Origin of the sequence: Micromonospora sp. NPDC047187 (assembly GCF_040643355.1) — a bacterium.
In the GTDB taxonomy this organism is placed as follows: Bacteria; Actinomycetota; Actinomycetes; order Mycobacteriales; family Micromonosporaceae; genus Micromonospora; species Micromonospora salmantinae.
The window spans coordinates 119,292-143,674 of sequence record NZ_JBEYUF010000002.1 but is presented as its reverse complement, the minus strand read 5'-3'; the positions used below and the strand labels follow the sequence as shown (position 1 = coordinate 143,674).

Genomic DNA, 24,383 nt, shown 5'->3' with positions numbered 1-24,383 from the left:
CCGCGTCCCGCTTCGACCAACCGCCGGGCGGCGGCACCGCTCGTGCTGAGCAGCGGCAACGATGCCAGCGCGAGCGGGACGGCTTCGCTTCCGGCTACGCCGGCTCAGCTTCGGGCTGCGCCGAGCTGGCCGGACCACCGCCGGAACAGGGTGTGCGGGACGCCGAGCGCGTCCAGCACCTTGCCGGCCACGAAGTCGACCAGCTGCTGCGCGCTGGCCGCAGCCCCGGCACCGTAGAAGCCGGGGCTGGCCGGCAGCACCACCGCGCCAGCGTCGTGCAGGGCGATGAGGTGCTCCAGATGGCTGCGGGTCACCGGTGTCTCCCGGGGGACCAGCACCACGGGACGGCGTTCCTTGAGGTTGACCTCTGCGGCGCGCTGCAACAGGTCCTTGGAGAGCCCGATCGCGATGCCCGCGCAGGCGGCCGTGCTGGCCGGGACCACCGCCATCCCGCGTACCCGGTAGGAGCCGCTGCTCGGCCCGGCGGCCAGGTCGCCGGCCGGCCAGTGCCGCACATCCGCCGTGGTCAGGTCCCGATCCAGCCAGGCGGCGAGGTCCTCGGCCCAGTGCCCGTCACGGAAGGGTCGGCCGGTCTCGTCGAGCACTGTGAGTCGTGCCGCCCGGGACACGATCAGGTCCACCGGCTCGCCCGCGTCGAGCAGCCCGCCGATGACGGCCGCCGCGTACGGCGTGCCGGAGGCACCGGAGACCCCGACCACCCATGGTTCCCGCATGCCCCCAGCCTGCCTGGTCCGGCTGGTCCGCTGGTGGGCACCCCCGGGGTTGGTCTGGTCCGACATGTCGGACGGGGTACCTGCGCATCCCATCGACCTGACATGCTGCCGCTGGCGATTCGCACCGGAACCATCTCGAAGAGGAGGCATCGGTGACGACCGGCGAGATCCTCCGGGCGCTGCGTGCCGAATGTCCGATTCCGCCCCGGCTTCCACCACCACACACCGATCGTGTGCAGGACTGGCTGCTCGGTCTGCTGCCCGAGCTTGGCCTTCCACTGGACGACGCCGCGCTGCGCCGGCTGTCCCGGGGCGCCTTCGCCAGGTACGCCGCGCGGCTCTACCCGGCGGCGACCGAGGCCGACCTGCGGGTGCTGGCCGCGCTGTTCACCTGGTTCTTCCTGGTCGACGACGCCTGCGACGGGCCAAGTCGGTTGACGCCGGAGCAGATCCGGGCGCTGCGCAACGGCACCCTGGCGCTGCTGCACGACGGCACCCGGCTGCGGCAGGCCGGGCTGACCGGCCCGCTGCGGCGACTGCTGGTGCTGGCCTGGCGGGAGCCGCGCCGCCGGATGCCGGCACGGTGGCGGCAGCGTTTCGCCGACGCGGTGGCCCGACACCTCGACGGCACCTGGCAGGAGGCCGTCACCAAGGAGGCCGGCCGCCGTCCGAGCGTGGCCGAGTACGTCGAGCTACGTCGGTCGACCTCGGCGGCGGAGGTGTCGTACCCGCTCGTGGAGTTCGTCAGCGGCCGGCCACTGCCCGACCCGGTCTACCACCACCCGCTGGTGCGTCAGATCGCCCGCACCGGCAACGATCTGCTCTCCTGGTACAACGACCTGGCCTCGCTGGAACGCGACCGGGTGACCGCCGGCGGGCACAACCTGGTCCTCGCCATCGGGGCCGAACTGGGCGTGCCGGAGACGGAGGCGGCCGAACGGGCTGCCGAGCACTGGCGGGAGGCGATGCGGCGCTTCGTCGCGTTGCGAGCCGCGGTGCCGTCGTTCGGCCCAGCCTTGGACGAGGCGGTCGCCGACCATCTCGACGGGATCGCGAACGCCGTGCGCGGGACCATCGACTGGACCTTCGAGAGCGCCCGCTACCCGGTCAGCACCAGCCCGCCGGCCCCAGGGCCGTAGGCCGAGCCGGACCACCCGGCCTCAGAGCCGTAGCCCGAGCCGGACCACCAGGTCGAGCAGGGCGAAGAGGAACAGTGCGATGCCGACGAACCCGTTGGCGGTGAAGAACGCCCGGTTGACCTTGCTGAGGTCGGTCGGGGTGACCACCAGGTGCTGGTAGGCGAACGCCACAGCGGTCAGCGCCAGCCCGATCCACCAGAGCCAGCCGAGACCGATCAGCGCACCGAACCAGACGAACAGCGCGAAGGTCACCACGTGCGCGACAGAGGAGGCGTGCAGCGCGAAGCGCCGACCGTACCGGGCGGGCACGCTGTGCACGCCGATCTCCCGGTCGACCTCGGAGTCCTGGCAGGCGTAGATCAGGTCGAAGCCGCCGATCCACAGCCCCACTGCCGCGCCGAGCAGCCAGGCCGGCCCGGAGCCGTCCAGGGTGCCGGTGACCGCCAGCCAGGCGCCGACCGGGCCGACCGCCTGGGCGATGCCGAGGATGGCGTGCGGCCAGTTGGTGAACCGCTTGGCGTAGGGGTAGACGACCAGCGGCACCACGGCGAGCGGCGCGAGCACCAGGCAGAGCGGGTTGAGCAGGGCGGCGGCGACGAGGAAGACCACAAGTGCGACGGCCGCGCCGGTCCAGGCCGTCCGCACGCTCACCGCTCCGGTGACCAGTTCCCGACCGGCGGTACGCGGATTCCGCGCGTCGATCTTGCGGTCGAGGATCCGGTTGGCGGCCATCGCGAACGTCCGCGCCCCGACCATCGCCACGGTGATCAGCAGCAGGTCGAGCCACCGTACCCGCCCGCCGGCACCCTGCATCGCGGCCAGCGCGGAGAGGAACGCGAACGGCAGCGCGAAGACGGAGTGCTCGACGGCGACGAGCTTCAGGAAGGACCTGGTCCGGCCCGGCCTCGCCGTCGGTGCGTCGATGACGGCCATCAGATTCCGTACTCCTTCCACCGCTTGTCGACGAGGGCCGTGACTTCCGGGCTCATGCTCATTTCCTCCGGCCAACCGCGGGTGTAGCCCTCGGTGGGCAGCTTGCGGGTCGCGTCGACGCCGGCCTTACCGCCCCAGAACTGCTGGTACGACGAGTGGTCGAGGTGGTCCACCGGACCCTGGGTGAGCAGCAGGTCGCGGGCGTAGTCGACGTTGCCGAAGGCCCGGAAGGCGACCTCGTTGTAGTCGTGCACGTCGCAGTCCTCGTCGACGATCACGATCAGCTTGGTCAGCGACATTAGGTGCGCGCCCCAGATCGCGTTCATCACCTTCTGCGCGTGCTTCGGGTAGCGCTTGCGGATCGAGACGATCGCGCAGTTGTGGAAGACCCCGGCGGCCGGCAGGTCGTAGTCGACGATGTCCGGGATCATCAGCTTGAGCAGCGGCTGGAAGATCCGCTCGGTGGCCTTGCCGAGGCCGTGGTCCTCCTGCGGCGGCTTCGAGGTGACGATCGAGTGGTAGACCGGCTTGCGCTGCATGGTCATCGCCTCGATGTGCAGCACGGGGAACGGCTCGACCGGCGTGTAGAAGCCGGTGTGGTCGCCGAACGGCCCCTCGGGCAGCCGCTCACCCGGCTCCAGGTAGCCCTCCAGCACGATCTGCGCGTGCGCCGGCACCTGCAACGGCACGGTGAGGCAGTCGACCATCTCCACCCGCTCGCCGCGCAGGAACCCGGCGAACAGGTACTCGTCGATGTCGCTGGGCAGCGGCGCGCTGGCCGCGTACGAGACGACCGGGTCGCAGCCGATCGCGATCGCGACCGGCAGGCGCTGCCCGAGCCGCTCGGCGACCGCGTGGTGCGCCGTCGAGTCCTTGTGGATCTGCCAGTGCATGCCCAGGGTGTTGCGGCCGTGCTGCTGGAGTCGGTACAGGCCGAGGTTGCGCTTGCCGGTCTCCGGGTGCTTGGTGTGGGTCAGCCCGTAGTTGTGGAAGATCCCGCCGTCGTCGGGCCAGACCTGCAACCCCGGCAGCCGGTTGAGGTCGACGTCCTCACCCCGGTAGACGACCTCCTGGCAGGGAGCGGTCTTCACCTTGCGCGGCGGCACCGACTTGAGCTGCATGACCTTGCCGAGGCCCTCCCGGATGCCCGACCAGCCGACCGGCAGCTCCGGCTTGATCATCGCGCCGATCCGGGCACCGACCTCGTCCAGCGAGTCGACGCCGAGGGCCATCGCCATCCGCTTCTCGGTGCCGAACAGGTTGATCGCCACCGGCATCTCGCCCCGGGTCGGACGCTCGAAGAGCAGCGCCGGGCCGCCGGCCCGCACCGTGCGGGTGACCACCTCGCTGATCTCCAGGGTCGGATCGACCGGGACGTCGATCCGGCGTAACTCCCCCGCGCGCTCCAGCGCCGCGATGAAGTCCTTGAGATCGGTGTACGGGAAGCCACGAGCCGCCATGCCGCCCAGTCTCCCACCGGCTCCCGCACGACCCAAGCCGGGTGCTGTGACGCTCGCGATCACCCGCCGTCAGCGCCTCGGGGCATGGCGGGCGCTTGAGCGGGTAGCCGGGCAGGCGGCAGCGGGGCGGGGCGGCGGACGGGGGCGGCGATGGGCGGGGAACGGGTTCCGGCGGGGTTCACCGAGCAACGGGCTCGGGTCGGCCAGATCACCATGAACTACGTCCGTGGCGGCGCCGGCCCGCCACTGGTGCTGCTGCACGGGTACCCGCAGTGTTGGTACATGTGGCGGCACCTGCTGCCCGAGTTGGGGCGCTCCTTCGACGTGGTCGCGCCCGACCTGCGCGGCTTCGGGGGCAGCGACGCCCCGGACGGCGGGTACGACAAGAAGACTGTCGCCGCCGACCTGCACGGACTGCTCGACCAGCTCGGCCTGGCCGGCGACCTTCGGCTGGTCGGGCACGACCTGGGGACCATGGTGGCGTACGCGTACGCCGCCGCCCATCCGCAGCGGGTGAGTCGGCTGGTGCTCAGCGAGGCGCCGATCCCCGACGAGAGCATCTACACGTTCCCCGCGCTCACCTCGGCCGGGCCCGGGGTGTGGAACTTCGGCTACTTCTCCCTCGGCAACGGGCTTCCGGAGGCGTTGGTCGACGCGCGGGAGTCGCTCTGGGTGGACAAGTTCACCGACGCGCTGATGGTGCGCAAGGGCAGCATCGCCGCGCCCGACATCGAGGAGTTCGCCAGCCACCTGCGCGACCCGGCGCACCTGCGGGCCAGCTTCGCCTACTTCCGGGCGTTCGAGCAGGACATCGCCGACAACGCGGCGTACCGGGGCACGAAGCTGACCATGCCGGTGCTGGCCGTCGGGGCGGCGGCCAGCCTCGGCGGGCAGGTCGCCGAGCAGGTCCGCCGGTACGCCGACACGGTCCGCGGCGAGGTGATCGAGGACTGCGGGCACTGGCTGTACGAGGAGCGCCCGGACGAGATGCTCGCCCTGCTGCGCGACTTCCTTCAGGCGGCCTGAACCGCGGCCCGCCAGCGTCTTCGGTCAGGCGGCGGGCGTCCAGGCGTGGGCGGCCAGTGGCGGGTCGAGCGGTGCCCGGGTGAGCCGGTTGGCGAAGGTGGACATGGTGTACGCGCCAACGCCGAGGACCACGTCCAGCGCGTGCCGGGGCTGGTAGCCGGCGGCCAGGAAGTCGTCCATCTCGTCGTCGGGCACCGCGCCCCGGTGGTCGAGCACGGCCAGCGTGAAGCGGCGCAGCGCCTCCAGGCGCGGGTCGGGCAGCACCGAGCCGGCACGCAGCGCGGTGATCAACTCGGGGGTCGCGCCGAGTCCGGTGAGCTTGCCGGTGTGCAGGGCGACGCAGAAATGGCATTCGTGACTCGTGGAGACCGTCAGGATGACCACCTCCCGGTCCAGCGGGGCGAGGTCGGTCTGCTCGAAGCCCGTGCTGGCGGTGAGGAAGCCGGTGAGCAACTGCGGCGAGTCGGCCATCAGCGCCACCGGGGTGGGCAGCCAGCCGAACCTGCCGCGTACTCCCTCGATGGACCGACGGGCGGCGGTGGGTGCGGTCTCAGCGGTGTGGGCGGTGAAGACGGACATGGTGACCTGCTTTCCGGAGCCTGGTTCGGCGGACGTTACGATAGTCAACGTGGTTGACGAAATAGTAAACGTGGTTGTCGAACATGGCAACCGCTGATCCCGCGCGTCCCGGCTTCGCGCTGCCGCTGCTGCTGCTGGCCGGCTTCCGGACGCTGATCGACGACCTGCACGCCGAGCTGGCCCGGGAGGGGCACCCGGAGCTGCGACCGCTGCACGGGTTCGTGCTCCAGGCCGTCGGCGCGGACGGCACCACCGCCACCGAGCTGGGCCAGCGGCTGGGCATCTCCAAGCAGGCCGCCGGCAAGACCGTCGACCGGTTGGTGGCCGTCGGCTACCTGGAGCGGGTCGACGACCCCTCCGACGCCCGACGCCGATTGGTGCGGGTGACACCGCGCGGCGCCGACGGGCTACGCCGCTCGGCCGAGATCTTCGACCGGCTGCGTGCACAGTGGGCCGAGACGCTCGGCCCGGAACGGGTCACCGCGATGGAAGACGACCTCGGCACGATGGCCTCGGCCAACTGGTTCCGACTCGACGTGCCCGGCTGGTTCGGCGGCTGATCGTCGGCTGCCGGCCGGTCGCGGACGATTCCGTGGCCGGCCCGCGCGTCATCGAACAGGTCAGTCCAGCCCGCCGTACGAGTGCAGGCCGGTGAAGAAGATGTTCACGCCGAACAGGTTCATCAGCATGGTGAGGAAGCCGAGCACCGCGATCCAGGTGGCCACGTTGCGCTTCACGCTCGGCGTCGCGCGCGCGTGCAGGTAGCCGGCGTACACCACCCAGGAGATGAACGCCCAGGTCTCCTTCGGGTCCCAGCCCCACGGCCGACCCCAGGCCGCCTCGGCCCAGATGGCACCGGCGATCACCGCGAAGGTGAAGATCGGGAACGCGAAGGCGTGCAGCGCGAAGGTCAGCCGCTCCAGCCCGGCCGCGCCGGGCATCCGCCTGGCCAGGGTGTACGGGAAGCTCCGCTTGCCCTGCTCGTACCCGTTGCGCATCAGGAAACCGACCGCCGGCACCACGCCGAGCAGGAAGATGCCGGACGCGAAGACGATCGTCGAGACGTGGATGATGAACCAGTACGAGTTCAGCGCCGGGACCAGCGGCACGATCGGCACGTACAGCACCAACTCGGCGGTGGCGACCAGCAACACCATCACCAGGGTGAGGAAGAGCCCGAGCTTGCGCAGCGACTGTCGCTTCCAGAGCACCACCAACCAGGCGGCCACCCCGATGAACGTCACGGTGAGCACGAACTCGTACATGTTGCCCCAGGGCATCCGGTCCGCCGCGAGCCCACGGGTCACCAGCGCCGCCAGGTGCAGCGCGGCGGCGACCGCTGTGGCGCCCACCCCGATCAGGCCCGCGAGCCGAGCCCGCCCGGCGGAGCGGTCGGCAGTGGGTGACGAGGGGACCGGCGCGGGCGACTTCGAGACGACACCGCCGCCGCCGGCACCGACCAACTCGCGCACCGGAGCCGCCGTGGCGACCCGGGTACGCACGTTGCCCAGCGCGTACTCGACGGCGTGGCCGATCATCGCGACCAGGTACGCCAGGATCGCGAACGTCACCAGATTGTCGGAGAGTGCGGACATCACTCGGCTCCTTCTCGCACGCCGGCCCGGTCAGCGGAGTCAGCGCCAGCACCAGCCCGTTCCGCGCCGCTGACGGCGGCGACCAGCTGGGTGAACTCGTCGGCGAACCCTGGATAGTCGGTACGCGGCAACCCACCGACCTCCATCAAGCTACTACCGCTCGTCGGAGATCCTCCCCCGGGGTCGGCCGGCACCACCCGGAAGAACACCCGACGGCGCTTCCCGAACAGCGAACCCATCAGCCCGACCAGCAGGACGCCGCAGCTGACCAGCAGCATCGTCGAGCCGGGATCGTGCCGGATGGAGAGGGTGACGTACCGCTCGGTGCCCAGAAACTCGACTGTCGTGCCATCGTCCAGCTTCCAGGTCTCGCCCTTGCGGAGCAGTTTGGTGCCGACCTCCTTGACCTTGCCGGCCCGCACCTGCCGCTGGTCGAGTTGGTAGACCGAGCCGGGGATGCCGGCGTCCAGGCCGAGGTTGCCCCGGTAGGCGACCAGGTTCAGCGCCGGGTTGCGCTCGGTCGGGTACTGCGAGCGGACGAACGGCGCCTGCTCGGGCGCGGTGGGCAGGTAGATGCCGGTGAACGCCATCTGCAGATCCGGTGCGCGCTGGCCGGTCGCCGGGTCGACGTTCGCGTCCGGGAAGGCCGCCAGCCCTTCGCTGGTCAGGCCCATGTCGCCGCTGGTCAGGAACGGCTCGTCGCTGATCTGGCTGTTGCCGAACCGGTCGGTGTAGCGGATCACCGGGGCGTACCCGTGGCCGAGCAGGTAGACGCTCGCGTCGTTCAGGCGCAGCGGCGAGTTCACCGAGAAGTCGGCCCTGCGGGTCGGCTCGTCCGGACCGTCGACGGTGACAGTGGCATTGAAGAACTCCGGCTGGCCGGACGCCAGGAACCGGGCCTCGAAGTCGTCCAGCCGCAGGCAGAAGCCGGGCAGGTCGGCGCTGTCCACCTGGGGGCCGAGCTTCGCCTCGGCGTACTGCTGGCGGGTGTTGCAGAACGCGTTGTCCGCGCCGGCCACCAGCAGCCGGTTGCCGCTCCAGCCGTACCAGGAGCCGAGCGCCACCCCGATCAGCACCGCGATCAGCGAGGTGTGGAAAAGCAGGTTGCCGGTCTCCTTGAGGTAGCCCTTCTCGGCGGAGACCTCGTCGCCGCGCACCTCGACGCGCCAGCGGCGCTTGCGCAGCGCCTCGGCGATCGCCGCCGCCCCACCGGGCGGAGCTGGCAGCACTGTGTGCTGCGGCAGCCGGGCCATCCGCTTCGGCGCGGCCGGCGGACGGGACCGCAGCGTGCGGATGTGGTCGCGCAGCCGGGGCGTGATGCAGCCGATCAGGGAGGTGAACAGCAGCAGGTAGATCGCGGAGAACCAGACCGACCCGAAGACCTCGAACGCGCCGATCCGGTCCAGTCGGGGGGCCCAGTCCGGGTGGTCGACGAAGTACTCGTTGACCTTCTCCGGGCTGATCCCGCGCTGCGGCAGCACCGAGCCGGGAATGGCGGCGATCGCGAGCAGGAAGAGCAGGATCAGCGCCGTACGCATGCTGGTGAGCTGCCGCCACGAGTTGCGCAGCAGGGCCAGCAGCCGGTTCGGTCGGCGACGTGGCGCGGGCGCCGCGGTCTCCGGTCGGTCGTCGACGACCGTCATCAGATGCTCACCTCGCCCACCCCGACGGTGGTCTGCAGCCAGATCACGAAGCTCTGCCATCCGCCGGTGACCAGGGCCAGACCGATCAGGATGAGCAGGGCGCCGCCGACCCGGGTGACCCAGCGGCTGTTGCGCCGGACGGCGCGAAAGACCCCGAGCAGGCGTTCGAAGCCCAGCCCGAAGACGATGAACGGTATCCCCAACCCGAGGCAGTACGCCACGGCGAGCACCACGGCTCGGTCGCTCTGGCCGCTGGCGGTGGCCATGCCCATCACCGCGCCGAGGGTGGGGCCGGTGCAGGGCACCCAACTGAGCGCGAAGACCGCCCCGAAGACCGGTGCGCCGAGCAGCCCGGCCGACGGCAGCCGGGAGATCCGGAACTCCCGTTGCAGGGCCGGGATCATCCCGAGGTAGCTCAACCCCGCCACGATGATCAGCACGCCGACGCCGACCTGCAACTCGCGCTTGTAGTCGAAGAACACCCGGCCGATGCTGGCGAAGAGGATCGCGGTGGCCACGAAGACGACTGTGAAGCCGCCGATGAAGAGCAGCGTCCCGGCGAGCACCCGGCCCTTGACCGCGCCGGCTCGCGCGACCCGCTCCTTGACCGCGACACCCCCGCCGGCGGGCGCGGGATCGGCCTCCGGCCGCCGGCCCTCCAGGTCGGCGCCGGCCAGACCGGTCACGTACGACAGGTAGCCGGGGACGAGCGGAAGCACGCACGGGGAGAGGAAGCTGACCAGGCCGGCGAGCGCCGCCGCGCCGATGGCGAGCAGCAGCGGCCCGCTGAGGGCCAGTTGCTCGAAGGTCTCACCCATCAGTTCGACGCCGACTTCTCGGCGGCGATCCGTTCGACGATCGGTTGCAGGCCCTCCTGCTTGACGGCGGCCCGGATCACCGCCGCGATCCGGCCGTCCCGGTCGAGCACCACCGTCGCCGGCACGCTGTTCGGCGGGATGTCCAGCGAAAGTGCCGTCTTGCTGGCCGGGTCGAACAGGCTCGGATAGGTGACCCGGCCCTTCTCGAACGCCTTGGCCTTGTCCCGCGAATCCTGGACGTTGATGCCGAGGAAGGTCACCCCGGAACCCTTGGTGGCCTGGTAGACGGCTTCCAGGTCGTCCGCCTCGGCGCGGCACGGCGCGCACCAGGAACCCCAGAAGTTGACCACCACGACCTGACCGCGCGCCTCGCTGACGTCGTAGCTGCCGCCGAGCAGCAGCTCACCGGCGACCTTCGGGGGTGTTGAGCGCTGGTCCGGTGCGCACTCGAAGATCCCGTCGGTGGTGGTCGTGCAGGTCTTCTCCTGCGCCTTCGACGACGTGCAGCCGACCAGCGCCACCGCGGCGACGGTGGCGAGCAGACCGGCGGTCCACCTCCGGGCGTTCATCAGGCCCCCTTGGCCGTCCGGGCGGTCGCGGAGAGAGCGATCAGGTGCGCGGCCGGCTCGCTGTAGCCGATGCCCGCCACCTTCGCGCCGTCGAAGTGGAACGAGGTGAGGCTCGCCAGCCCGCACTGCCGCTTGCGCGGGTCGTGCCAGAGCCGCTTGCGCTCGACGTAACGGCGCAACGTCCAGATCGGGAGCTGGTGCGACACCAGCACCGCCTCGCGTCCCTCGGCGGCGACCCGGGCGGCGTGCACGGCGGCGAACATCCGCTCGGCGATCACCCGGTACGCCTCACCCCAGGAGGGGGTCACCGGATCGCGCAGCACCCACCAGTTGCGCGGGTCGCGGAACGATCCGTCACCCGGGGAGACCTTCTTGCCCTCGAACCAGTTGGCGCTCTCGATCAGCCGCTCGTCCACCCCGACCGGCAGCCCGAACTGGGCGGCGATCGGCTCGGCGGTCTGCTGGGCGCGCTCCAGCGGACTGGCCACCACGTGCACGATCTCCCGCTCGGCCAGGCCCTGCGCGGCGGCCTTGGCCATCTGCACGCCCAGCTCGGAGAGTCGGAAACCGGGCAGCCGGCCGTAGAGGATCTGGTCGGGGTTGTACACCTCGCCGTGCCGAAGCACGTGGACCACCGTCTTGCTCAAGGTCTTCTACCCCCCGTGACCGGCCGCTGCCGCCGCGTTCGCCGCCGTCGGCAGCGCGTCGGCGATGTGTTCCAGAGCGGCGTCGTCGAGCGCCGCCGACACGAACCACGACTCGAACGCGCTCGGCGGCAGGTAGACGCCGGCGGCGAGCATCGCGTGGAAGAACGCCTTGAACGCCGGCACCTGCTGGGTGCGCGCGCTGTCGTAGTCGACCACGTCGGCGTCGGTGAAGAAGACCGAGAACATGCTGCCCGCGTACGACAGTCGGTGCGGGACCCCGGCGGCGGCCAACGCGTCGGACGCCAACTTGCCCACGACGGCGGCGGTTTCGTCGAGGCGCTGGTACAGCGCGTCGTCGGCGAGCCGCAGGGTCGCCAGGCCGGCGGCGCAGGCGAGCGGGTTACCGGAGAGGGTGCCGGCCTGGTAGACCGGGCCGGCCGGCGCGAGCCGCGCCATGATGTCCGCGCGCCCGCCGAACGCCGCGGCGGGCAGGCCACCACCCATGACCTTGCCGTACGTCCACAGGTCGGCGTCGGAGGCGTCGAGGCCGTGCCACCCGGCGCGGGAGACCCGGAACCCGGTCATCACCTCGTCCACCACGAGCAGGGCGCCGTGTGCGTGCGCGATCCGGGCGAGCTGCTGGTTGAAGCCGTCGCGGGGGGCCACCACGCCCATGTTGCCGGCGGCGGCCTCGGTGATCACCGCGGCGATGTGCGGGCCCTCGGCGGCGAACGCCTCCTCGACGGCCCGGATGTCGTTGTACGGAAGAACTATCGTCTCGCTGGCCGCCGCGCCGGTCACGCCGGACGAGTCGGGCAGGCCCAGGGTGGCCACGCCGGAGCCGGCGGCGGCGAGCAGCGCGTCGACGTGGCCGTGGTAGCAACCGGCGAACTTGACGATCTTCGAGCGGCCGGTGAAGCCGCGGGCCAGCCGGATCGCCGACATGGTCGCCTCGGTGCCGGAGTTGACCAGGCGGACCTGCTCGACCGGGGTCCGGGCGACGATCTCGGCTGCCAACTCCACCTCACCGGGCGTGGGCGTGCCGAAGCTGGTGCCCAAGGCGGCAGCGGCCTGGACGGCCTCCACCACCTCCGGGTGGGCGTGCCCGAGGATCAGCGGACCCCAGGAGCAGACCAGGTCGACGTAGCGGCGACCGTCGGCGTCGTACAGCCACGGGCCCTCACCACGGACCATGAAACGCGGGGTGCCGCCGACCGCCTGGAAGGCGCGCACAGGAGAGTTCACCCCGCCCGGCACAATGGCGCGGGCGCGGTCGAACAGGGCCTCGGAGGCCGGCGCGTCGGCTGGGTAGCGGCCGGACCCGGCGGGAAAGATGTCGGTCACGATGCCGCCATTGTGACAGCGCCGGACGGTCAACCAGCAGCCACCCCGTGGTGGGGTTACCCGGCTCACCTGTGACCCGCGCCGGTCAGCAGCGCCGACCCGGGGGGCCTCGTGGCCTGGACGGCGACGGCTCGCGGCCTCGACAGGCCAGGTCGATCGGATCGCGCTAGGCTGACCGGGTGGATCGTGCCGAACTGTCCATCACGCTACACCGGACGGGCGACGAAGCAGTCTTGCGCCTGGCCGGTGAGATCGACATGCTCACGGCGGCCCAGCTCTCCACCGTCGTCAACGAGGTGCTGGCCGACCCGCCGCCGAAGATCGTGCTCGACCTCGGCGGCGTCACCTTCTGCGACTCGCAGGGCCTGGGCACCCTGGTCGTGCTCAGCCGCAAGGCCAGCCACGCGCAGAGCCTGCTGATGCTGACGCACGTTGGCGACTTCCTGATCCGCGTGCTGGACATCACCGGCCTGCGCAGCGCCCTGATGATCCGCAACGACCAGCCCACCGGCTGAGCCGCCCCACCGCGTCAGGCGGTGTTGCCCCAACGGGCCTGTTCGAGCAGCCGTACCGCCCGGTCACGGACCTCCGGGTCGTCCGAGCGGAGCTGCGCGGTCGCCTCGTCGACAGCGTCGGTGAGCCGCCGCCACTGCGTGTCGCGCTCCCGGACCAGATCCGACTGGGTGGCGAGTTGCCGGGTCTTCACCCACAGCTCGACGAAGACCGACACCTTGGCCCGGAGCACCCACGGGTCGAACGGCTTGGTGAGGTAGTCCACAGCGCCCACCTGGTAGCCCCGAAGGGCGAGCTGGGCGTCCCGGTCGGCGGCGGTGAGGAAGATGATCGGCACGTGCCGGGTCCGCTCGCGGCGCTTGATGTGGCTCGCCGTCTCGAAGCCGTCCATGTCCGGCATCTGCGCATCCAACAGGATCACCGCGAAGTCGTCCACCAGCAGCTGCTTGAGCGCCGCCTCGCCGCTCTCCACCGCCACGGACTGGACCGGCAGGCCCTGAAGGATCGCCTCCAGGGCCGTCAGGTTCTGCCGCCGGTCGTCCACGAGCAGCGCTTTGGCCATCTGGGTCACGAAGTCTCCTCGGTCCGGCTGCCGTTGATCCAGGACGACATCAGTTCGATCAGGTCGTCCAGGTCCACCGGCTTGGTGATGTAGTCGCTGCCCCCGGCAGCGAGCGCCGACTCACGGTCACCCGGCATCGCCTTCGCGGTCAGGAAGACCACCGGAAGGTCGGCGAACCGGTGGTTGCGGCGAATCTGGCGGGTGGTCTCGTAACCGTCCTGGTCGGGCATCATGGCGTCCATCAGCACGATGTCCACCTCCGGATGCTCGGCCAGCAGACGGACACCGTCCGCCCCGTTGTCCGAGTACAGCACGGTCATCCCGTGCAGCTCCAACGCGCTGGTCAAGGCGAAGACGTTACGGACGTCGTCGTCCACGATCAGCACCGTGGCGCCGTCCAGTTGACGGGTGGCCGGCGCCTCCGGCCGTTCCGGCAGCAGTTCCAGCGGTGGCATCAGCAGCGACGACGGCAGGCCGGCGCGCTGCGGCGACGGCATCTGCGGCGCTACCACCGCGTCCGGGGCCAGCACCTGCGGCACGAACAGGGTGAAGGTCGAGCCCTGACCCGGCGCGGACGACACGGTGATGGTGCCGCCGATCAGTCGGGCCAGATCGCGGCTGATCGACAGGCCCAGGCCGGTGCCGCCGTACCGGCGACTGGTAGTGCCGTCGGCCTGCTGGAACGCCTCGAAGATGATCGACAGCTTGTCGTCGGAGATGCCGATCCCGGTGTCGATCACGGTGAACGCGATCACCTGCTGGGCGTTCGTCAGCGCCGGCACGTCGAAGACCGCGTTCTCCGCGGCCGGGGCGATCCGCAGCGTCACGGCACCGTTGTCGGTGAACTTCACAGCGTTGGACAGCAGGTTGCGCAGGATCTGCTGCAACCGCTGCGCGTCGGTCACCAACGCCGGCGGCAGATCCTTGCTCACCCGTACCTGGAAGTCCAGGTTCTTCTCCTCGGCCTGCGGCGCGAACGCCTGCTCGACGTAGCCGCGCAGCTCGGTGAAGCGGATCTCGGTCGGCTCGACGTCCATCCGGCCCGCCTCGATCTTGGACAGGTCGAGGATGTCGTCGATCAGTCGCAGCAGGTCGGAGCCGGACCCGTGGATGGTCCGGGCGAACTCGATCTGCTTCGGGCTGAGGTTCTGCTCCGAGTTCTCGGCCAGCAGACGGGCCAGCAGCAACAGCGAGTTCAACGGGGTCCGCAGCTCGTGGCTCATGTTGGCCAGGAACTCCGACTTGTACGCCGACGCCCGGGTCAGCTGCTGCGCCTTCTCCTCCAGGCCCAGCCGCGCCAGCTCGATCTCCCGGTTCTTCGTCTCGATGTTGCCCTTCTGCTCGGACAGCAGAGTGGCCTTCTCCTCCAGCTCGGCGTTGGTGCGCTGCAACTCCGCCGACTGCTCCTGCATCTCGTGCGCCAGCCGCTGCGACTGGGCCAGCAGCTCCTCCGTACGCCGGTTGGCCTGGATGGTGTTGACAGCGATGCCGATGGTGAGCACCAGCCGCTCCAGGAACGACAGGTGCAGCTCGGAGAAGGCCGACACGCTGGCGAACTCGATCACCCCGAGCAGCTCGCCCTCGAACAGGACGGGGAGCACCACCAGGTCGGACGGGGGTGTCTCGGCCAGGCCGGAGCGCAGGGTGAGCCGGCTGTTCGGGGAGGCGCTGACCCGGATCGTGCGACGGGAGAGCGCTGTCTGCCCGACCAGCCCCTCACCCGGCCCGAAGGTGACGTCGTGCCCCCGTGCCACGTACCCGTACGAGGAGGTCAGCCGCAGCCGCATGCTGCCGTCGGTGTCGTCGGCCAGGAAGAAGGCGCCGAGCTGGGCGTCGACCAGCGGAGTCACCTCCGTCATGATCATGCGGCAGACCTCACCGAGGTCGCGCTGGCCCTGCAACAGGCCGCCGATCCGGGCGAGGTTGGAGTCCAGCCAGCCCTGCTCGGCGTTCTTCTTTGTCGTCTCCCGGAGGGTGACGATCATCTGGTTGATGTTGTCCTTCAGCTCGGCGACCTCGCCCTGCGCCTTGACCGCGATCCGCTGGGTGAGGTCGCCCCGGGTCACCGAGGTGGACACCTGGGCGATGGCCCGCAACTGCGTGGTCAGCGTCGAGGCGAGCTGGTTGACGTTCTCGGTGAGGTCGCGCCAGGTGCCGGAGACGCCCTTCACCTGCGCCTGGCCACCGAGCTTGCCCTCGATACCGACCTCGCGGGCCACCCGGGTCACCTCGTCGGCGAACGACGACAACTGGTCCACCATCGTGTTGACTGTCGACTTCAGCTCCAGGATCTCGCCCTGGGCGTCCACGGTGATCTTCTGCGACAGGTCACCCTTCGCCACCGCAGTGGTCACCGAGGCGATGTTGCGGACCTGGCTGGTCAGGTTCGACGCCATCGAGTTGACGTTGTCGGTCAGGTCCCGCCAGGTGCCGGAGACGCCCTTCACCTGCGCCTGACCACCGAGCTTGCCCTCGGTGCCCACCTCGCGGGCCACTCGGGTCACCTCGTCGGCGAACGACGACAACTGGTCCACCATCGTGTTGACAGTCGACTTCAGCTCCAGGATCTCGCCCCGCGCATCCACGGTGATCTTCTGCGACAGGTCACCCTTCGCCACCGCCGTGGAGACCTGGGCGATGTTGCGGACCTGGGCGGTCAGGTTCGACGCCATCGAGTTCACGTTGTCGGTCAGGTCCCGCCAGGTGCCGGCGACCCCGCGCACCTGCGCCTGGCCGCCCAACTTGCCCTCGGTGCCCACCTCACGCGCGACCCGGGTCACCTCGTCGGCGAACGACGACAACTGGTCCACCATCGTGTTGACAGTCGACTTCAGCTCCAGGATCTCGCCCCGCGCATCCACAGTGATCTTCTGCGACAGGTCACCCTTCGCCACCGCCGTGGTCACCGAGGCGATGTTGCGGACCTGGCTGGTCAGGTTCGACGCCATCGAGTTCACGTTGTCGGTCAGGTCCCGCCAGGTGCCGGAGACACCCTTCACCTGCGCCTGGCCGCCCAGGTTGCCCTCGGTGCCCACCTCACGGGCCACCCGGGTCACCTCGTCGGCGAACGACGACAACTGGTCCACCATCGTGTTGACTGTGTTCTTCAGCTCCAGGATCTCGCCCTGGGCGTCCACAGTGATCTTCTGCGACAGGTCACCCTTCGCCACGGCGGTGGAGACCTGGGAGATGTTGCGGACCTGGCTGGTCAGGTTGCCGGCCAACTGGTTGACGTTCTCGGTGAGGTCCCGCCAGGTGCCGGAGACGCCGCGCACCTGGGCCTGACCGCCCAGCTTGCCCTCGATGCCCACCTCACGCGCGACCCGGGTCACCTCGTCGGCGAACGACGACAACTGGTCCACCATCGTGTTGACGGTGTCCTTCAGCTCCAGGATCTCGCCCTGCGCCGCCACCGTGATCTTCTGCGACAGGTCGCCGCGCGCCACCGCCGTGGAGACCTGCGCGATGTTACGGACCTGGGCGGTCAGGTTCGACGCCATCGAGTTGACGCTGTCGGTCAGGTCCTTCCAGGTGCCCGCCACGTTCGGCACCTCGGCCTGGCCGCCCAACTTGCCCTCGGTGCCCACCTCGCGGGCCACCCGGGTCACCTGCTCGGCGAAGAGCCGCAGCGTGTCGGTGAGGTAGTTCATCGTGGCGGCCAGCTCGGCCACCTCACCACGCGCGCCGACCGTGATCTTCTGCGACAGGTCGCCCTTGGCCACCGCCGTCGCCACCTGCGAGATCGACCGCACCTGGCCGGTCAGGTTCGACGCCATGGTGTTCACCGAGTCGGTGAGGTCCTTCCAGGTGCCGGCGACGCCCCGCACGTCGGCCTGGCCACCCAACTTGCCCTCGGTGCCCACCTCACGGGCCACCCGGGTCACCTCGTTGGAGAACGACGACAGCTGGTCCACCATCGTGTTCACGGTGCGCCCGATGCGCAGGTACTCACCGCGCAGCGGCCGACCGTCGATCTCCAACGCCATGTGCTGGGACAGGTCACCGTCGGCGACCGCCACGATCACCCGGGCGATCTCGGTGGTCGGTCGACCCAGGTCGTCGATCAGCGAGTTGATCGCCCGCTGCCCCTCCGCCCAGGAGCCGTCCAGCCCTTCGTCGTCGAGCCGCTCGGTGAGCCGGCCGTCGCGACCGACGATCCGGCTGATCCGCCGCAGGTCCAGGTACTGCCGCTCCTGGAGCGAGACCACCTCGTTGAAGGCGTCCGCCACCTCACCGGCCGCGCCGGCCCGGCGGGGAAGCCGGACCTTCAGGTCGCCGCGCCCGATCCGTCGCAGTGCCTCGGCCAACTCACCGAGGAGCGCCTCGTGGTCGGGCGCGGACGGATCCGCCACCGACTGCTTCGACGTGGTCATCATTCCTCGCTCAACTCGGGGGGCGCCGGTCCGTGCGGACACACCGGCACCCCATATTGTGCCCGCGCGCGCCGTGATGCCAGGGTGCGCGACCCGCCAGGTGGCATCGATCGCCCCGTCGACCCGCCCGATCGGCGTCGAGCCGGCACGGCGCGCCGCAAACCTCGCCCGGCTCCCGGACCGGTCGTTTCGACACGTCAACCCGCTTCCTGCCGCCGGTGCCGCTGACCGACGCGACAGCCCACGATCGGTGATCGGCTTGGCACCCGGCAGGGGGACGGTGGAGGATACGGGGGTGTCAGCCGAGGCGGGGCCCGCGACGGCCGGGGCCCGGGACGGGGCCGTCCGGCGTGTGCGGCTGCCCGCCGACCGCCGTACCCCGGCCGCCGCCCGCGCCGTGGTCCGCTCGGTGTTGACCGAGTCACACCTGGACGAGCTGGCCAACGAGGCGCTGCTGCTCACCACCGAGCTGACCACCAACGCCGTCGAGCACGCCCGTACCGAACTGGACATCGAGGTCGTCGCGGACGAGATCGGGCTGACCGTCACCGTCTCCGACTTCGCCCCCGGTTCCGGCGACGAGCTGACCGTCGGCGACCGCAACGACTCCACCGAGATCAACGAGGTCTCCGTGCGGGGCCGGGGCCTACTGCTGGTCGACCACTTCGCCAGCCGCTGGGGCACCACGTACCTGCCCACCGGCAAGGGCGTCTGGTTCCGGCTGGACCGCCCCGGCGCCGACCCGCCCGCCTCGGGCACCATCGGCGAATCGACACCGGCCAACGCCGGCCCTCGGACCAGCACCGACGGGTCCGCGCCGAGCGCCAGCGCGATGAGCGAACTCATGCAGACCGCCCCCGACCTGCACGGGGACGATCCGTTGCCCGATTTCGCCACCAGCCTGCTCAGCCGGGTCGCCGAGATGGTGGGGGCAGCCGGCGGCACGATCCGGCTGGACCGGGGCGACGGGCAGGGCCGTCAGGTGCTGGCCCGCTTCGGTCGGCCGTCCCGCCCCGGCAGCGAGCTGCTCCGGGTGCCACTGACAGTGCACCGCCCGTACGCCGGGGAGTTGGAGTTGGACGCCGCGCCGTCGGCGTACGCCCAACCGTTGGCGGTGCTCACCGCCGAGCGGCTGTCGCTGCACCTGGAGAACGACCGGCTGCGCCGGGCCGACGTCCGCCGGCAGGTGTGGCTGACGTTCCTGGCCGAGGCGAGCGAGCTGCTGGCCCAGTCGCTCGACGTCGACCTGACCATGGCGCTGGTGCCGCAGTTGGTGGTGCCGCGACTCGGCCAGTGGTGCGCGGTGCACACCGCCGACGAGTGGGGTCGGCTCCGGCTGGCGGCGGCCAGCCACGCCGACGAGTCGATGCTTCCGCAGTTGCACAAGGTGCTGGCGGAGACCGGGCCGGACTCGATCCAGGCCCGCCTCCGCGAGGCGTCCCGCAGCGCGGCGCAGATCCCCCTGGGCGGGCCGATGGAGGGTTTCGCCGTCCCGCTGATCGCCCGCGGGCAGCGGCTCGGGACCCTGGCGGTGGGGCGGCACCAGCGGCACCGGCACGACCCGGACGAGGTGGCCGTGTTGGAGGACGTGGCCCGGCGGGCCGCGCTGGCCATCGAGAACGCCCGGATCCACGCCGAACGCCGTCGGGTGGCGCAGACGCTCCAGCAGTCTCTGCTGCCGCCGGTGCTGCCACTGGTGGACGGGATCGGTTTCGCCGCCGAGTACGTGCCGACCGGCGACGACGCCGAGGTGGGCGGCGACTTCTACGACGTGGTGCCGCTGCCCGACGGGCGCTGGCTGGTGGTGATCGGTGACGTCTCGGGCAAGGGTGTCCAGGCCGCCGCGGTGACCGGGCTGGTCCGGGACGTGATCCGGGTGCTGGTCGGCGACGGAAAACCGTTACCGGAGGCCCTGGCACGGCTCAACGAGACACTTGTCGAGCGCGGTGGCGGTCGCTACTGCACGCTGGCGCTGGCAGCGGTCGGGCCGGGCGAGGGTGACCAGTTGGACGTCTCGCTGCATCTCGCCGGGCACGACCGGCCGGTGTTGCTGGCCGCGGCGGGCGGCGCCGGGTTCGTCGGCACCGGCGGCACCGCGCTCGGCCTGCTCGACACGATCACCTCGCCGACGGCGGAGATCACGCTCGGACCGGGCGATTCGCTGATCTTCTACACCGATGGCGTCACCGAGCGGCGGCGCGGCCGGGAGTTGTTCGGCACCGACCGACTGCGGGACGCGGCAGCGCCCCTGGCCGGATATTCGGCCGACGTGGTGGCCGCCCGGCTGCGGGCCGCGGCGATCAACTTCTCGGTCGAGCCGCCCCGGGACGACATCGCCATCCTGGTGCTCCGCAACGACGCGACCTGACCGCCGCACAGGCCCCTGGTCTCGGGTCCGCTCGGTAGATTGACGGCCATGACGAGCGTCGCGCAGGTCACGTCGTACTCCCGGCCGGCGGTCCGGGCCCTGATCCTCGCGCAGTTCGCGACCATCGGCGGGTTCCTCACCGTGCTGCTGCTCTACATCGGTCGGATGACGAGCGCCGACGTCGGCCCGGCCGAGATGCTGACCGGCGCGTACGACCCGAAGGACGTGGCCTTCTTCGGTGTGCTCCACCCAGTGGTGGCGGTGCTCTACCTGACGGGTGCGGTGCTCGGGCTGCCGTTGGCGATCGTCGCGGGGGTGATGGTCGCCCGGGAGCGCGAGGCCCTGCCCCGGGCAACCCGGTCACTGCTGCTGGCCGGCGGGGTCGGCAGCCTGCTGGTGCTGATGGCCCGTCTCACCCCGCCGCTGCTGGACATGCACCGGTGGTGGATGGACTGACCTCGGCCGGGCCGCACCGGCCGACCGGCTCACCCGGGCGCGCCGCACCGGCCGGCGGCTCAGCCTCACAGGCCGCCGGGGAGCCGCCCGGGCGCGAGTCGGTGCTCCGGATCCAGGTGCCGCTTCGCGGCCCGCAACTGGGCCAGGCCGGCCAACTCGCCCCAGAGGTCGACCGCCTGGCGGACCGCCGCCGGAGCGGACACCACCACACAGCGGCCCTGCCGGGCCAACAGCACCCCTCGGACGGCGGCCAGGATGGACGCCACCCGGTCGGCTGCCAGCGCCCCGGGCAGTGCCGCGTGCACCACGCCCAGCCCGGCGGAGCCGCGCACCGGCACCGGCGCTCCGGCCGCGTCGCGTAGCGCGTAGACGGCGGCGTGCAGGTCGCCGATGGGCACTTCCAGGCGCAGCGCCGTGTCGCCGGGCGCGAACGGGTAGCGGCGCCACCACGTCGGCGCGGAGTGGGCGATCGTCGCTTCCCCGTGCAGCAGGCCGACGAGCCGCTCGGCACGTTCGGTGACGTCGGCGGGGCCGCCTTCCAGCAGCACCACCAGGCTGCCGGCCCGGGACGGGGCGCCGGCCCGACCGGACATGGACGGATGACGCTCGCGGGCGGTGGCCGCCGGGTGACCTGGCGGGTAGGGCGTACGTGGGCGGGGGGTGCTTCCGGGCAGGTCCAGCTCGATGGCCGACGGCTCCAGCCGCGCGGCGAGGATCGTCCGGACCAGGTCGTGCACCTCCAGCGGCGTCCACACCGGGCGGGACACCCAGAGCCGGCTCGCCGGCACCGGCTGCACCCGCAGGCTCGCCGACACCAGCACGCCGAGCGCGCCCTGGGAGCCGCAGAGCAGGCGGGCCAGGTCGAGCCCGGGCGCGCCACCGCCGACGCTGATCAACTCGCCGTCGGCGGCAAGGTAGCGCACACCGAGCAGTTGGTCGCAGGGGCTGCCGTGGCGGTGGCGCAGCGGGCCGGTCTCGCCGGCGGCGAGCACACCGCCCACTGTCGCGCCGGGTGAGGGGGCGTCCATCGCGAGCCGCTGCCCGGTGCGCTCCAGGGTGGCCTGCACCGCCCGCAGTGGAGTGCCGGCCCCGACGTCGGTCACCAGCGAGTCGACCGGCTCGTGACCGATGCCGGCCAGCCGGCCGGTGTCGAGCAGGATGTCGACCTGAACGGGGGCGGCCCCCCAGTCGATCTTCGTGCCCGCACCTCGGGGCACCACCGCCAGATCGTGCACGGCGGCCAGCCGCAGCACCTCGGCGGCGGCGTGCGGGCCGCCCGGGACGGCCACCCAGCGCGCCGGTCGCCCCGCCACCTCGTCGGCCGGCCCGGCCAGCCGGGAGAACGGTGGACCGCAGATCGCCGCCAACCGCCGGGTGATCTCGAGGGCTCCGGACCGGCCGAGGGAACTCGCTGCTGCCGCCATGCCGGCCATCGTACATGTGTTCGAATGCCGTGGTGGCGAGTATCGGGATGCCGCTGGTCCGGCGCGCTGCCGCTGCCGGCCGGTAACGTGGCCGCCGTGACCACCGAGACTGCCCCGCCCGCGGCGAAGCGGGTGCCCAGCGAGCGCACCCACCACGGCGACACAGTCGTCGACGAGTACGCCTGGCTCGCCGCCAAGGACGACCCGGAGACGATCGCCTACCTGACCGCCGAGAACGAGTACACCGACGCGCGTACGGCACACCTGGCCGACCTGCGCGCCGAGCTGTTCGAGGAGACTCGCCGACGCACCCAGGAAACCGACCTGTCCGTGCCGACCCGCAAGGGCGGGCACTGGTACTACACCCGGACGGTCGAGGGACAGCAGTACGGGGTGCAGTGCCGCCGGGCGGTCCGCGACGGTGAGACCGACCCGCCGGTCAGCGCGGACGGCGCCCCGCTCGACGGCGAGGAGGTGCTGCTCGACGGCAACCTGCTGGCCGAGGGGCACGACTTCTTCTCGCTCGGCGCGTTCGACGTCAGCCCGGACGGTCGCTGGCTGGCCTACTCCACCGACTTCTCCGGTGACGAGCGCTTCACCCTGCGGGTGAAGGACCTGACCACCGGCGAGCTGCTACCGGACGAGGTGCCGGACACGTTCTACGGCACCGCCTGGTCGGCCGACGCCTCGGTGCTGTTCTACGTGACGGTGGACGACGCCTGGCGGCCGAACCGCGTCTGGCGACACACCGTCGGCTCCGCCGCCGCCGACGACGTGGTGGTCCACCAGGAGGACGACGAGCGGTTCTGGGTGGGGGTGGAGCTGACCCGGTCGGAGAGGTTCATCCTCATCGACGTACACAGCAAGGTGACCAGCGAGGTGCTGGTGATCCCCGCCGGCAACCCGACCGGCGCACCGGCCGTGATCGCCCCCCGCCGACAGGGCGTCGAATACACCGTGGAGCACCACGGCCACCGTTTCCTGATCCTGCACAACGACGGCGCGGAGGACTTCGCGCTGGCGTTCACCTCGGCGGACGTACCGGGCGACTGGGTGCCGTTGATCGAGCACACGCCCGGCACCCGGCTGGAGGCCGTCGACGCCTTCGCCAACCACCTGGTGGTGTCGCTGCGCACCGACGGGCTCACCGGGCTGCGGGTGCTGCCGGTGGGCAGTGACGACGGGTACGACATCGACTTCCCCGAGCCGCTCTACAGCGTCGGGTTGGACGCCAACCCGGAGTACCGCACCGGCCAGGTCCGGCTGCGCTACTCCTCGCTGATCACCCCCGACTCGGTGTACGACTACGACCTGGTCACCCGGCAGATGGTGCTGCTCAAGCAGAAGCCGGTGCTGCCCGGGCCGGACGGGCGACCGTACGACCCGGCCGAGTACGAGCAGCACCGGGACTGGGCGCTCGCCGACGACGGCACCCGGGTGCCGATCTCACTGGTCTGCCGCGTCGGCACCCCCCGGGACGGCTCGGCCCCCTGCGAGCTGTACGGCTACGGCTCGTACGAGGCCAGCATGGACCCGTGGTTCTCGGTAGCCCGGCTGTCCCTGTTGGACCGGGGCGTGGTGTTCGCCGTGGCGCACATCCGGGGCGGCGGTGAGCTGGGCCGACGGTGGTACGACCAGGGCAAGCTGCTGGCCAAGAAGAACACCTTCACCGACTTCGTGGCGTGCGCCCGGCACCTCGTCAAGGCCGGCTGGACGGCCAGCGACCGGCTGGTCGCCCGGGGCGCCTCGGCCGGTGGCCTGCTGATGGGCGCGGTGGCCAACCTCGCGCCGGACGCGTTCACCGGGATCGTGGCGCAGGTGCCGTTCGTGGACGCGCTCACGTCGATCCTCGACCCGTCGCTGCCGCTGACCGTCACCGAGTGGGAGGAGTGGGGCAACCCCCTCGAGGACCCCGAGGTGTACGCGTACATGAAGTCCTACACGCCGTACGAGAACGTGGCCGCCGTCGACTATCCCGCGATCCTCGCGGTGACCAGCCTCAACGACACCCGGGTGCTCTACTCGGAGCCGGCGAAGTGGATCGCCCGGCTGCGGGCGGTCGCCCCGAGCGGCGACTACCTGCTGAAAACCGAGATGGGTGCCGGGCACGGCGGCCCGAGCGGTCGCTACGACTCCTGGCGCGAGGAGGCGTTCATCAACGCCTGGATCCTGGACCGCATCGGCCGGGCCTGACGACGGG

20 protein-coding genes are annotated in these 24,383 nt (G+C 71.3%); 7 read left to right on the top strand and 13 right to left on the bottom strand.

What is annotated here, in order from left to right; genetic code table 11:
* Window positions 1-104: 104 nt before the first annotated feature.
* A complete protein-coding gene (locus ABZ794_RS05160; protein ID WP_091395700.1) occupies window positions 105-734 on the bottom strand; it encodes a UbiX family flavin prenyltransferase in 630 nt (209 codons plus the stop codon).
* Between the two features lie 152 nt (window positions 735-886).
* Here ABZ794_RS05160 and ABZ794_RS05155 point away from each other — a divergent pair, with 152 nt between their 5' ends.
* Window positions 887-1,873, top strand: a complete 987-nt coding sequence (locus tag ABZ794_RS05155) for a terpene synthase (RefSeq protein ID WP_210785261.1) — start codon at window positions 887-889, stop codon at window positions 1,871-1,873.
* A gap of 21 nt (window positions 1,874-1,894) precedes the next feature.
* On the opposite strand, the gene mqnP is transcribed toward ABZ794_RS05155, so the two are convergent.
* Both mqnP and ABZ794_RS05145 read right to left on the bottom strand, forming a co-directional pair.
* The gene (gene mqnP, locus ABZ794_RS05150; RefSeq protein WP_210785260.1) at window positions 1,895-2,806 is read right to left on the bottom strand and encodes a menaquinone biosynthesis prenyltransferase MqnP; all 912 of its coding nucleotides are present in this window, start codon (window positions 2,804-2,806) and stop codon (window positions 1,895-1,897) included.
* A complete protein-coding gene (locus ABZ794_RS05145) occupies window positions 2,806-4,266 on the bottom strand; it encodes a menaquinone biosynthesis decarboxylase (protein WP_210785259.1) in 1,461 nt (486 codons plus the stop codon). Before ABZ794_RS05145 ends, mqnP begins: the two co-directional genes overlap by 1 nt.
* Window positions 4,267-4,416: 150 nt before the next feature.
* On the opposite strand from ABZ794_RS05145, the gene ABZ794_RS05140 reads away from it, so the two are divergent.
* Entirely contained in the window at window positions 4,417-5,292 is an 876-nt protein-coding gene (locus ABZ794_RS05140) for an alpha/beta hydrolase (protein ID WP_238689199.1), read from the top strand.
* 24 nt (window positions 5,293-5,316) lie between these two features.
* On the opposite strand, the gene ABZ794_RS05135 is transcribed toward ABZ794_RS05140, so the two are convergent.
* Window positions 5,317-5,871 carry a carboxymuconolactone decarboxylase family protein gene (locus ABZ794_RS05135; RefSeq protein WP_210785257.1) on the bottom strand — a complete coding sequence of 185 codons (555 nt, stop codon included), beginning with the start codon at window positions 5,869-5,871 and terminating at the stop codon, window positions 5,317-5,319.
* Between the two features lie 83 nt (window positions 5,872-5,954).
* Between ABZ794_RS05135 and ABZ794_RS05130 the strand changes: the two genes are divergently transcribed.
* Window positions 5,955-6,431, top strand: a complete 477-nt coding sequence (locus ABZ794_RS05130; RefSeq protein WP_238689201.1) for a MarR family winged helix-turn-helix transcriptional regulator — start codon at window positions 5,955-5,957, stop codon at window positions 6,429-6,431.
* 60 nt (window positions 6,432-6,491) lie between these two features.
* Here ABZ794_RS05130 and ccsB read toward each other — a convergent pair whose 3' ends face one another.
* From ccsB to hemL, 6 genes are read right to left on the bottom strand one after another with little or no spacing between them, the layout of a single operon-like run.
* Window positions 6,492-7,466 carry a c-type cytochrome biogenesis protein CcsB gene (gene ccsB, locus ABZ794_RS05125; protein ID WP_210785255.1) on the bottom strand — a complete coding sequence of 325 codons (975 nt, stop codon included), beginning with the start codon at window positions 7,464-7,466 and terminating at the stop codon, window positions 6,492-6,494.
* On the bottom strand, window positions 7,466-9,109 hold the full coding sequence (locus tag ABZ794_RS05120; protein WP_357514347.1) for a cytochrome c biogenesis protein ResB: 1,644 nt from the start codon (window positions 9,107-9,109) through the stop codon (window positions 7,466-7,468). The genes ccsB and ABZ794_RS05120 overlap by 1 nt, the downstream gene beginning before the upstream one ends.
* Window positions 9,109-9,927, bottom strand: coding sequence for a cytochrome c biogenesis protein CcdA (locus ABZ794_RS05115; protein WP_357514346.1), 819 nt, complete (start codon window positions 9,925-9,927; stop codon window positions 9,109-9,111). Before ABZ794_RS05115 ends, ABZ794_RS05120 begins: the two co-directional genes overlap by 1 nt.
* Window positions 9,927-10,496: a TlpA disulfide reductase family protein gene (locus ABZ794_RS05110; RefSeq protein WP_238689204.1), complete on the bottom strand. Its 570-nt coding sequence runs from the start codon at window positions 10,494-10,496 to the stop codon at window positions 9,927-9,929. Before ABZ794_RS05110 ends, ABZ794_RS05115 begins: the two co-directional genes overlap by 1 nt.
* Window positions 10,496-11,143: a histidine phosphatase family protein gene (locus ABZ794_RS05105; protein WP_091395739.1), complete on the bottom strand. Its 648-nt coding sequence runs from the start codon at window positions 11,141-11,143 to the stop codon at window positions 10,496-10,498. Before ABZ794_RS05105 ends, ABZ794_RS05110 begins: the two co-directional genes overlap by 1 nt.
* Before the next feature lie 6 nt (window positions 11,144-11,149).
* Window positions 11,150-12,487 (bottom strand): glutamate-1-semialdehyde 2,1-aminomutase, encoded by a 1,338-nt coding sequence (gene hemL, locus ABZ794_RS05100; protein WP_357514344.1) that lies wholly within the window; start codon window positions 12,485-12,487, stop codon window positions 11,150-11,152.
* A 179-nt stretch (window positions 12,488-12,666) separates the two neighbouring features.
* On the opposite strand from hemL, the gene ABZ794_RS05095 reads away from it, so the two are divergent.
* A complete protein-coding gene (locus tag ABZ794_RS05095) occupies window positions 12,667-13,002 on the top strand; it encodes an STAS domain-containing protein (RefSeq protein WP_088951070.1) in 336 nt (111 codons plus the stop codon).
* Window positions 13,003-13,016: 14 nt separating this feature from the next.
* On the opposite strand, the gene ABZ794_RS05090 is transcribed toward ABZ794_RS05095, so the two are convergent.
* Complete coding sequence (locus ABZ794_RS05090; RefSeq protein WP_091395745.1) at window positions 13,017-13,571, bottom strand: response regulator; 555 nt, start codon at window positions 13,569-13,571, stop codon at window positions 13,017-13,019.
* Window positions 13,568-17,935: a HAMP domain-containing protein gene (locus tag ABZ794_RS05085; protein WP_238689205.1), complete on the bottom strand. Its 4,368-nt coding sequence runs from the start codon at window positions 17,933-17,935 to the stop codon at window positions 13,568-13,570. Before ABZ794_RS05085 ends, ABZ794_RS05090 begins: the two co-directional genes overlap by 4 nt.
* A 295-nt stretch (window positions 17,936-18,230) precedes the next feature.
* Between ABZ794_RS05085 and ABZ794_RS05080 the strand changes: the two genes are divergently transcribed.
* Entirely contained in the window at window positions 18,231-20,303 is a 2,073-nt protein-coding gene (locus ABZ794_RS05080) for a SpoIIE family protein phosphatase (RefSeq protein WP_357514341.1), read from the top strand.
* Window positions 20,304-20,351: 48 nt separating this feature from the next.
* Window positions 20,352-20,759 carry a hypothetical protein gene (locus ABZ794_RS05075; RefSeq protein ID WP_357514339.1) on the top strand — a complete coding sequence of 136 codons (408 nt, stop codon included), beginning with the start codon at window positions 20,352-20,354 and terminating at the stop codon, window positions 20,757-20,759.
* Between the two features lie 65 nt (window positions 20,760-20,824).
* Here ABZ794_RS05075 and ABZ794_RS05070 read toward each other — a convergent pair whose 3' ends face one another.
* The gene (locus ABZ794_RS05070; RefSeq protein ID WP_210785247.1) at window positions 20,825-22,183 is read right to left on the bottom strand and encodes an FAD-binding oxidoreductase; all 1,359 of its coding nucleotides are present in this window, start codon (window positions 22,181-22,183) and stop codon (window positions 20,825-20,827) included.
* Between the two features lie 96 nt (window positions 22,184-22,279).
* On the opposite strand from ABZ794_RS05070, the gene ABZ794_RS05065 reads away from it, so the two are divergent.
* Window positions 22,280-24,376 carry a S9 family peptidase gene (locus ABZ794_RS05065; RefSeq protein WP_357514336.1) on the top strand — a complete coding sequence of 699 codons (2,097 nt, stop codon included), beginning with the start codon at window positions 22,280-22,282 and terminating at the stop codon, window positions 24,374-24,376.
* Window positions 24,377-24,383 lie beyond the last annotated feature (7 nt).

Coding starts and splice junctions, on each gene's coding strand:
- ABZ794_RS05115 (WP_357514346.1), bottom strand. CDS start 9,927: ATGGGTGAGACCTTCGAGCAACTGGCCCTCAGCGGGCCGCTGCTGCTC.
- ABZ794_RS05130 (WP_238689201.1), top strand. CDS start 5,955: ATGGCAACCGCTGATCCCGCGCGTCCCGGCTTCGCGCTGCCGCTGCTG.
- ABZ794_RS05120 (WP_357514347.1), bottom strand. CDS start 9,109: ATGACGGTCGTCGACGACCGACCGGAGACCGCGGCGCCCGCGCCACGT.
- ccsB (WP_210785255.1), bottom strand. CDS start 7,466: ATGTCCGCACTCTCCGACAATCTGGTGACGTTCGCGATCCTGGCGTAC.
- ABZ794_RS05160 (WP_091395700.1), bottom strand. CDS start 734: ATGCGGGAACCATGGGTGGTCGGGGTCTCCGGTGCCTCCGGCACGCCG.
- ABZ794_RS05085 (WP_238689205.1), bottom strand. CDS start 17,935: ATGACCACGTCGAAGCAGTCGGTGGCGGATCCGTCCGCGCCCGACCAC.
- ABZ794_RS05140 (WP_238689199.1), top strand. CDS start 4,417: ATGGGCGGGGAACGGGTTCCGGCGGGGTTCACCGAGCAACGGGCTCGG.
- ABZ794_RS05070 (WP_210785247.1), bottom strand. CDS start 22,183: ATGGCGGCAGCAGCGAGTTCCCTCGGCCGGTCCGGAGCCCTCGAGATC.
- ABZ794_RS05110 (WP_238689204.1), bottom strand. CDS start 10,496: ATGAACGCCCGGAGGTGGACCGCCGGTCTGCTCGCCACCGTCGCCGCG.
- mqnP (WP_210785260.1), bottom strand. CDS start 2,806: ATGGCCGTCATCGACGCACCGACGGCGAGGCCGGGCCGGACCAGGTCC.
- ABZ794_RS05145 (WP_210785259.1), bottom strand. CDS start 4,266: ATGGCGGCTCGTGGCTTCCCGTACACCGATCTCAAGGACTTCATCGCG.
- ABZ794_RS05135 (WP_210785257.1), bottom strand. CDS start 5,871: ATGTCCGTCTTCACCGCCCACACCGCTGAGACCGCACCCACCGCCGCC.
- ABZ794_RS05075 (WP_357514339.1), top strand. CDS start 20,352: ATGACGAGCGTCGCGCAGGTCACGTCGTACTCCCGGCCGGCGGTCCGG.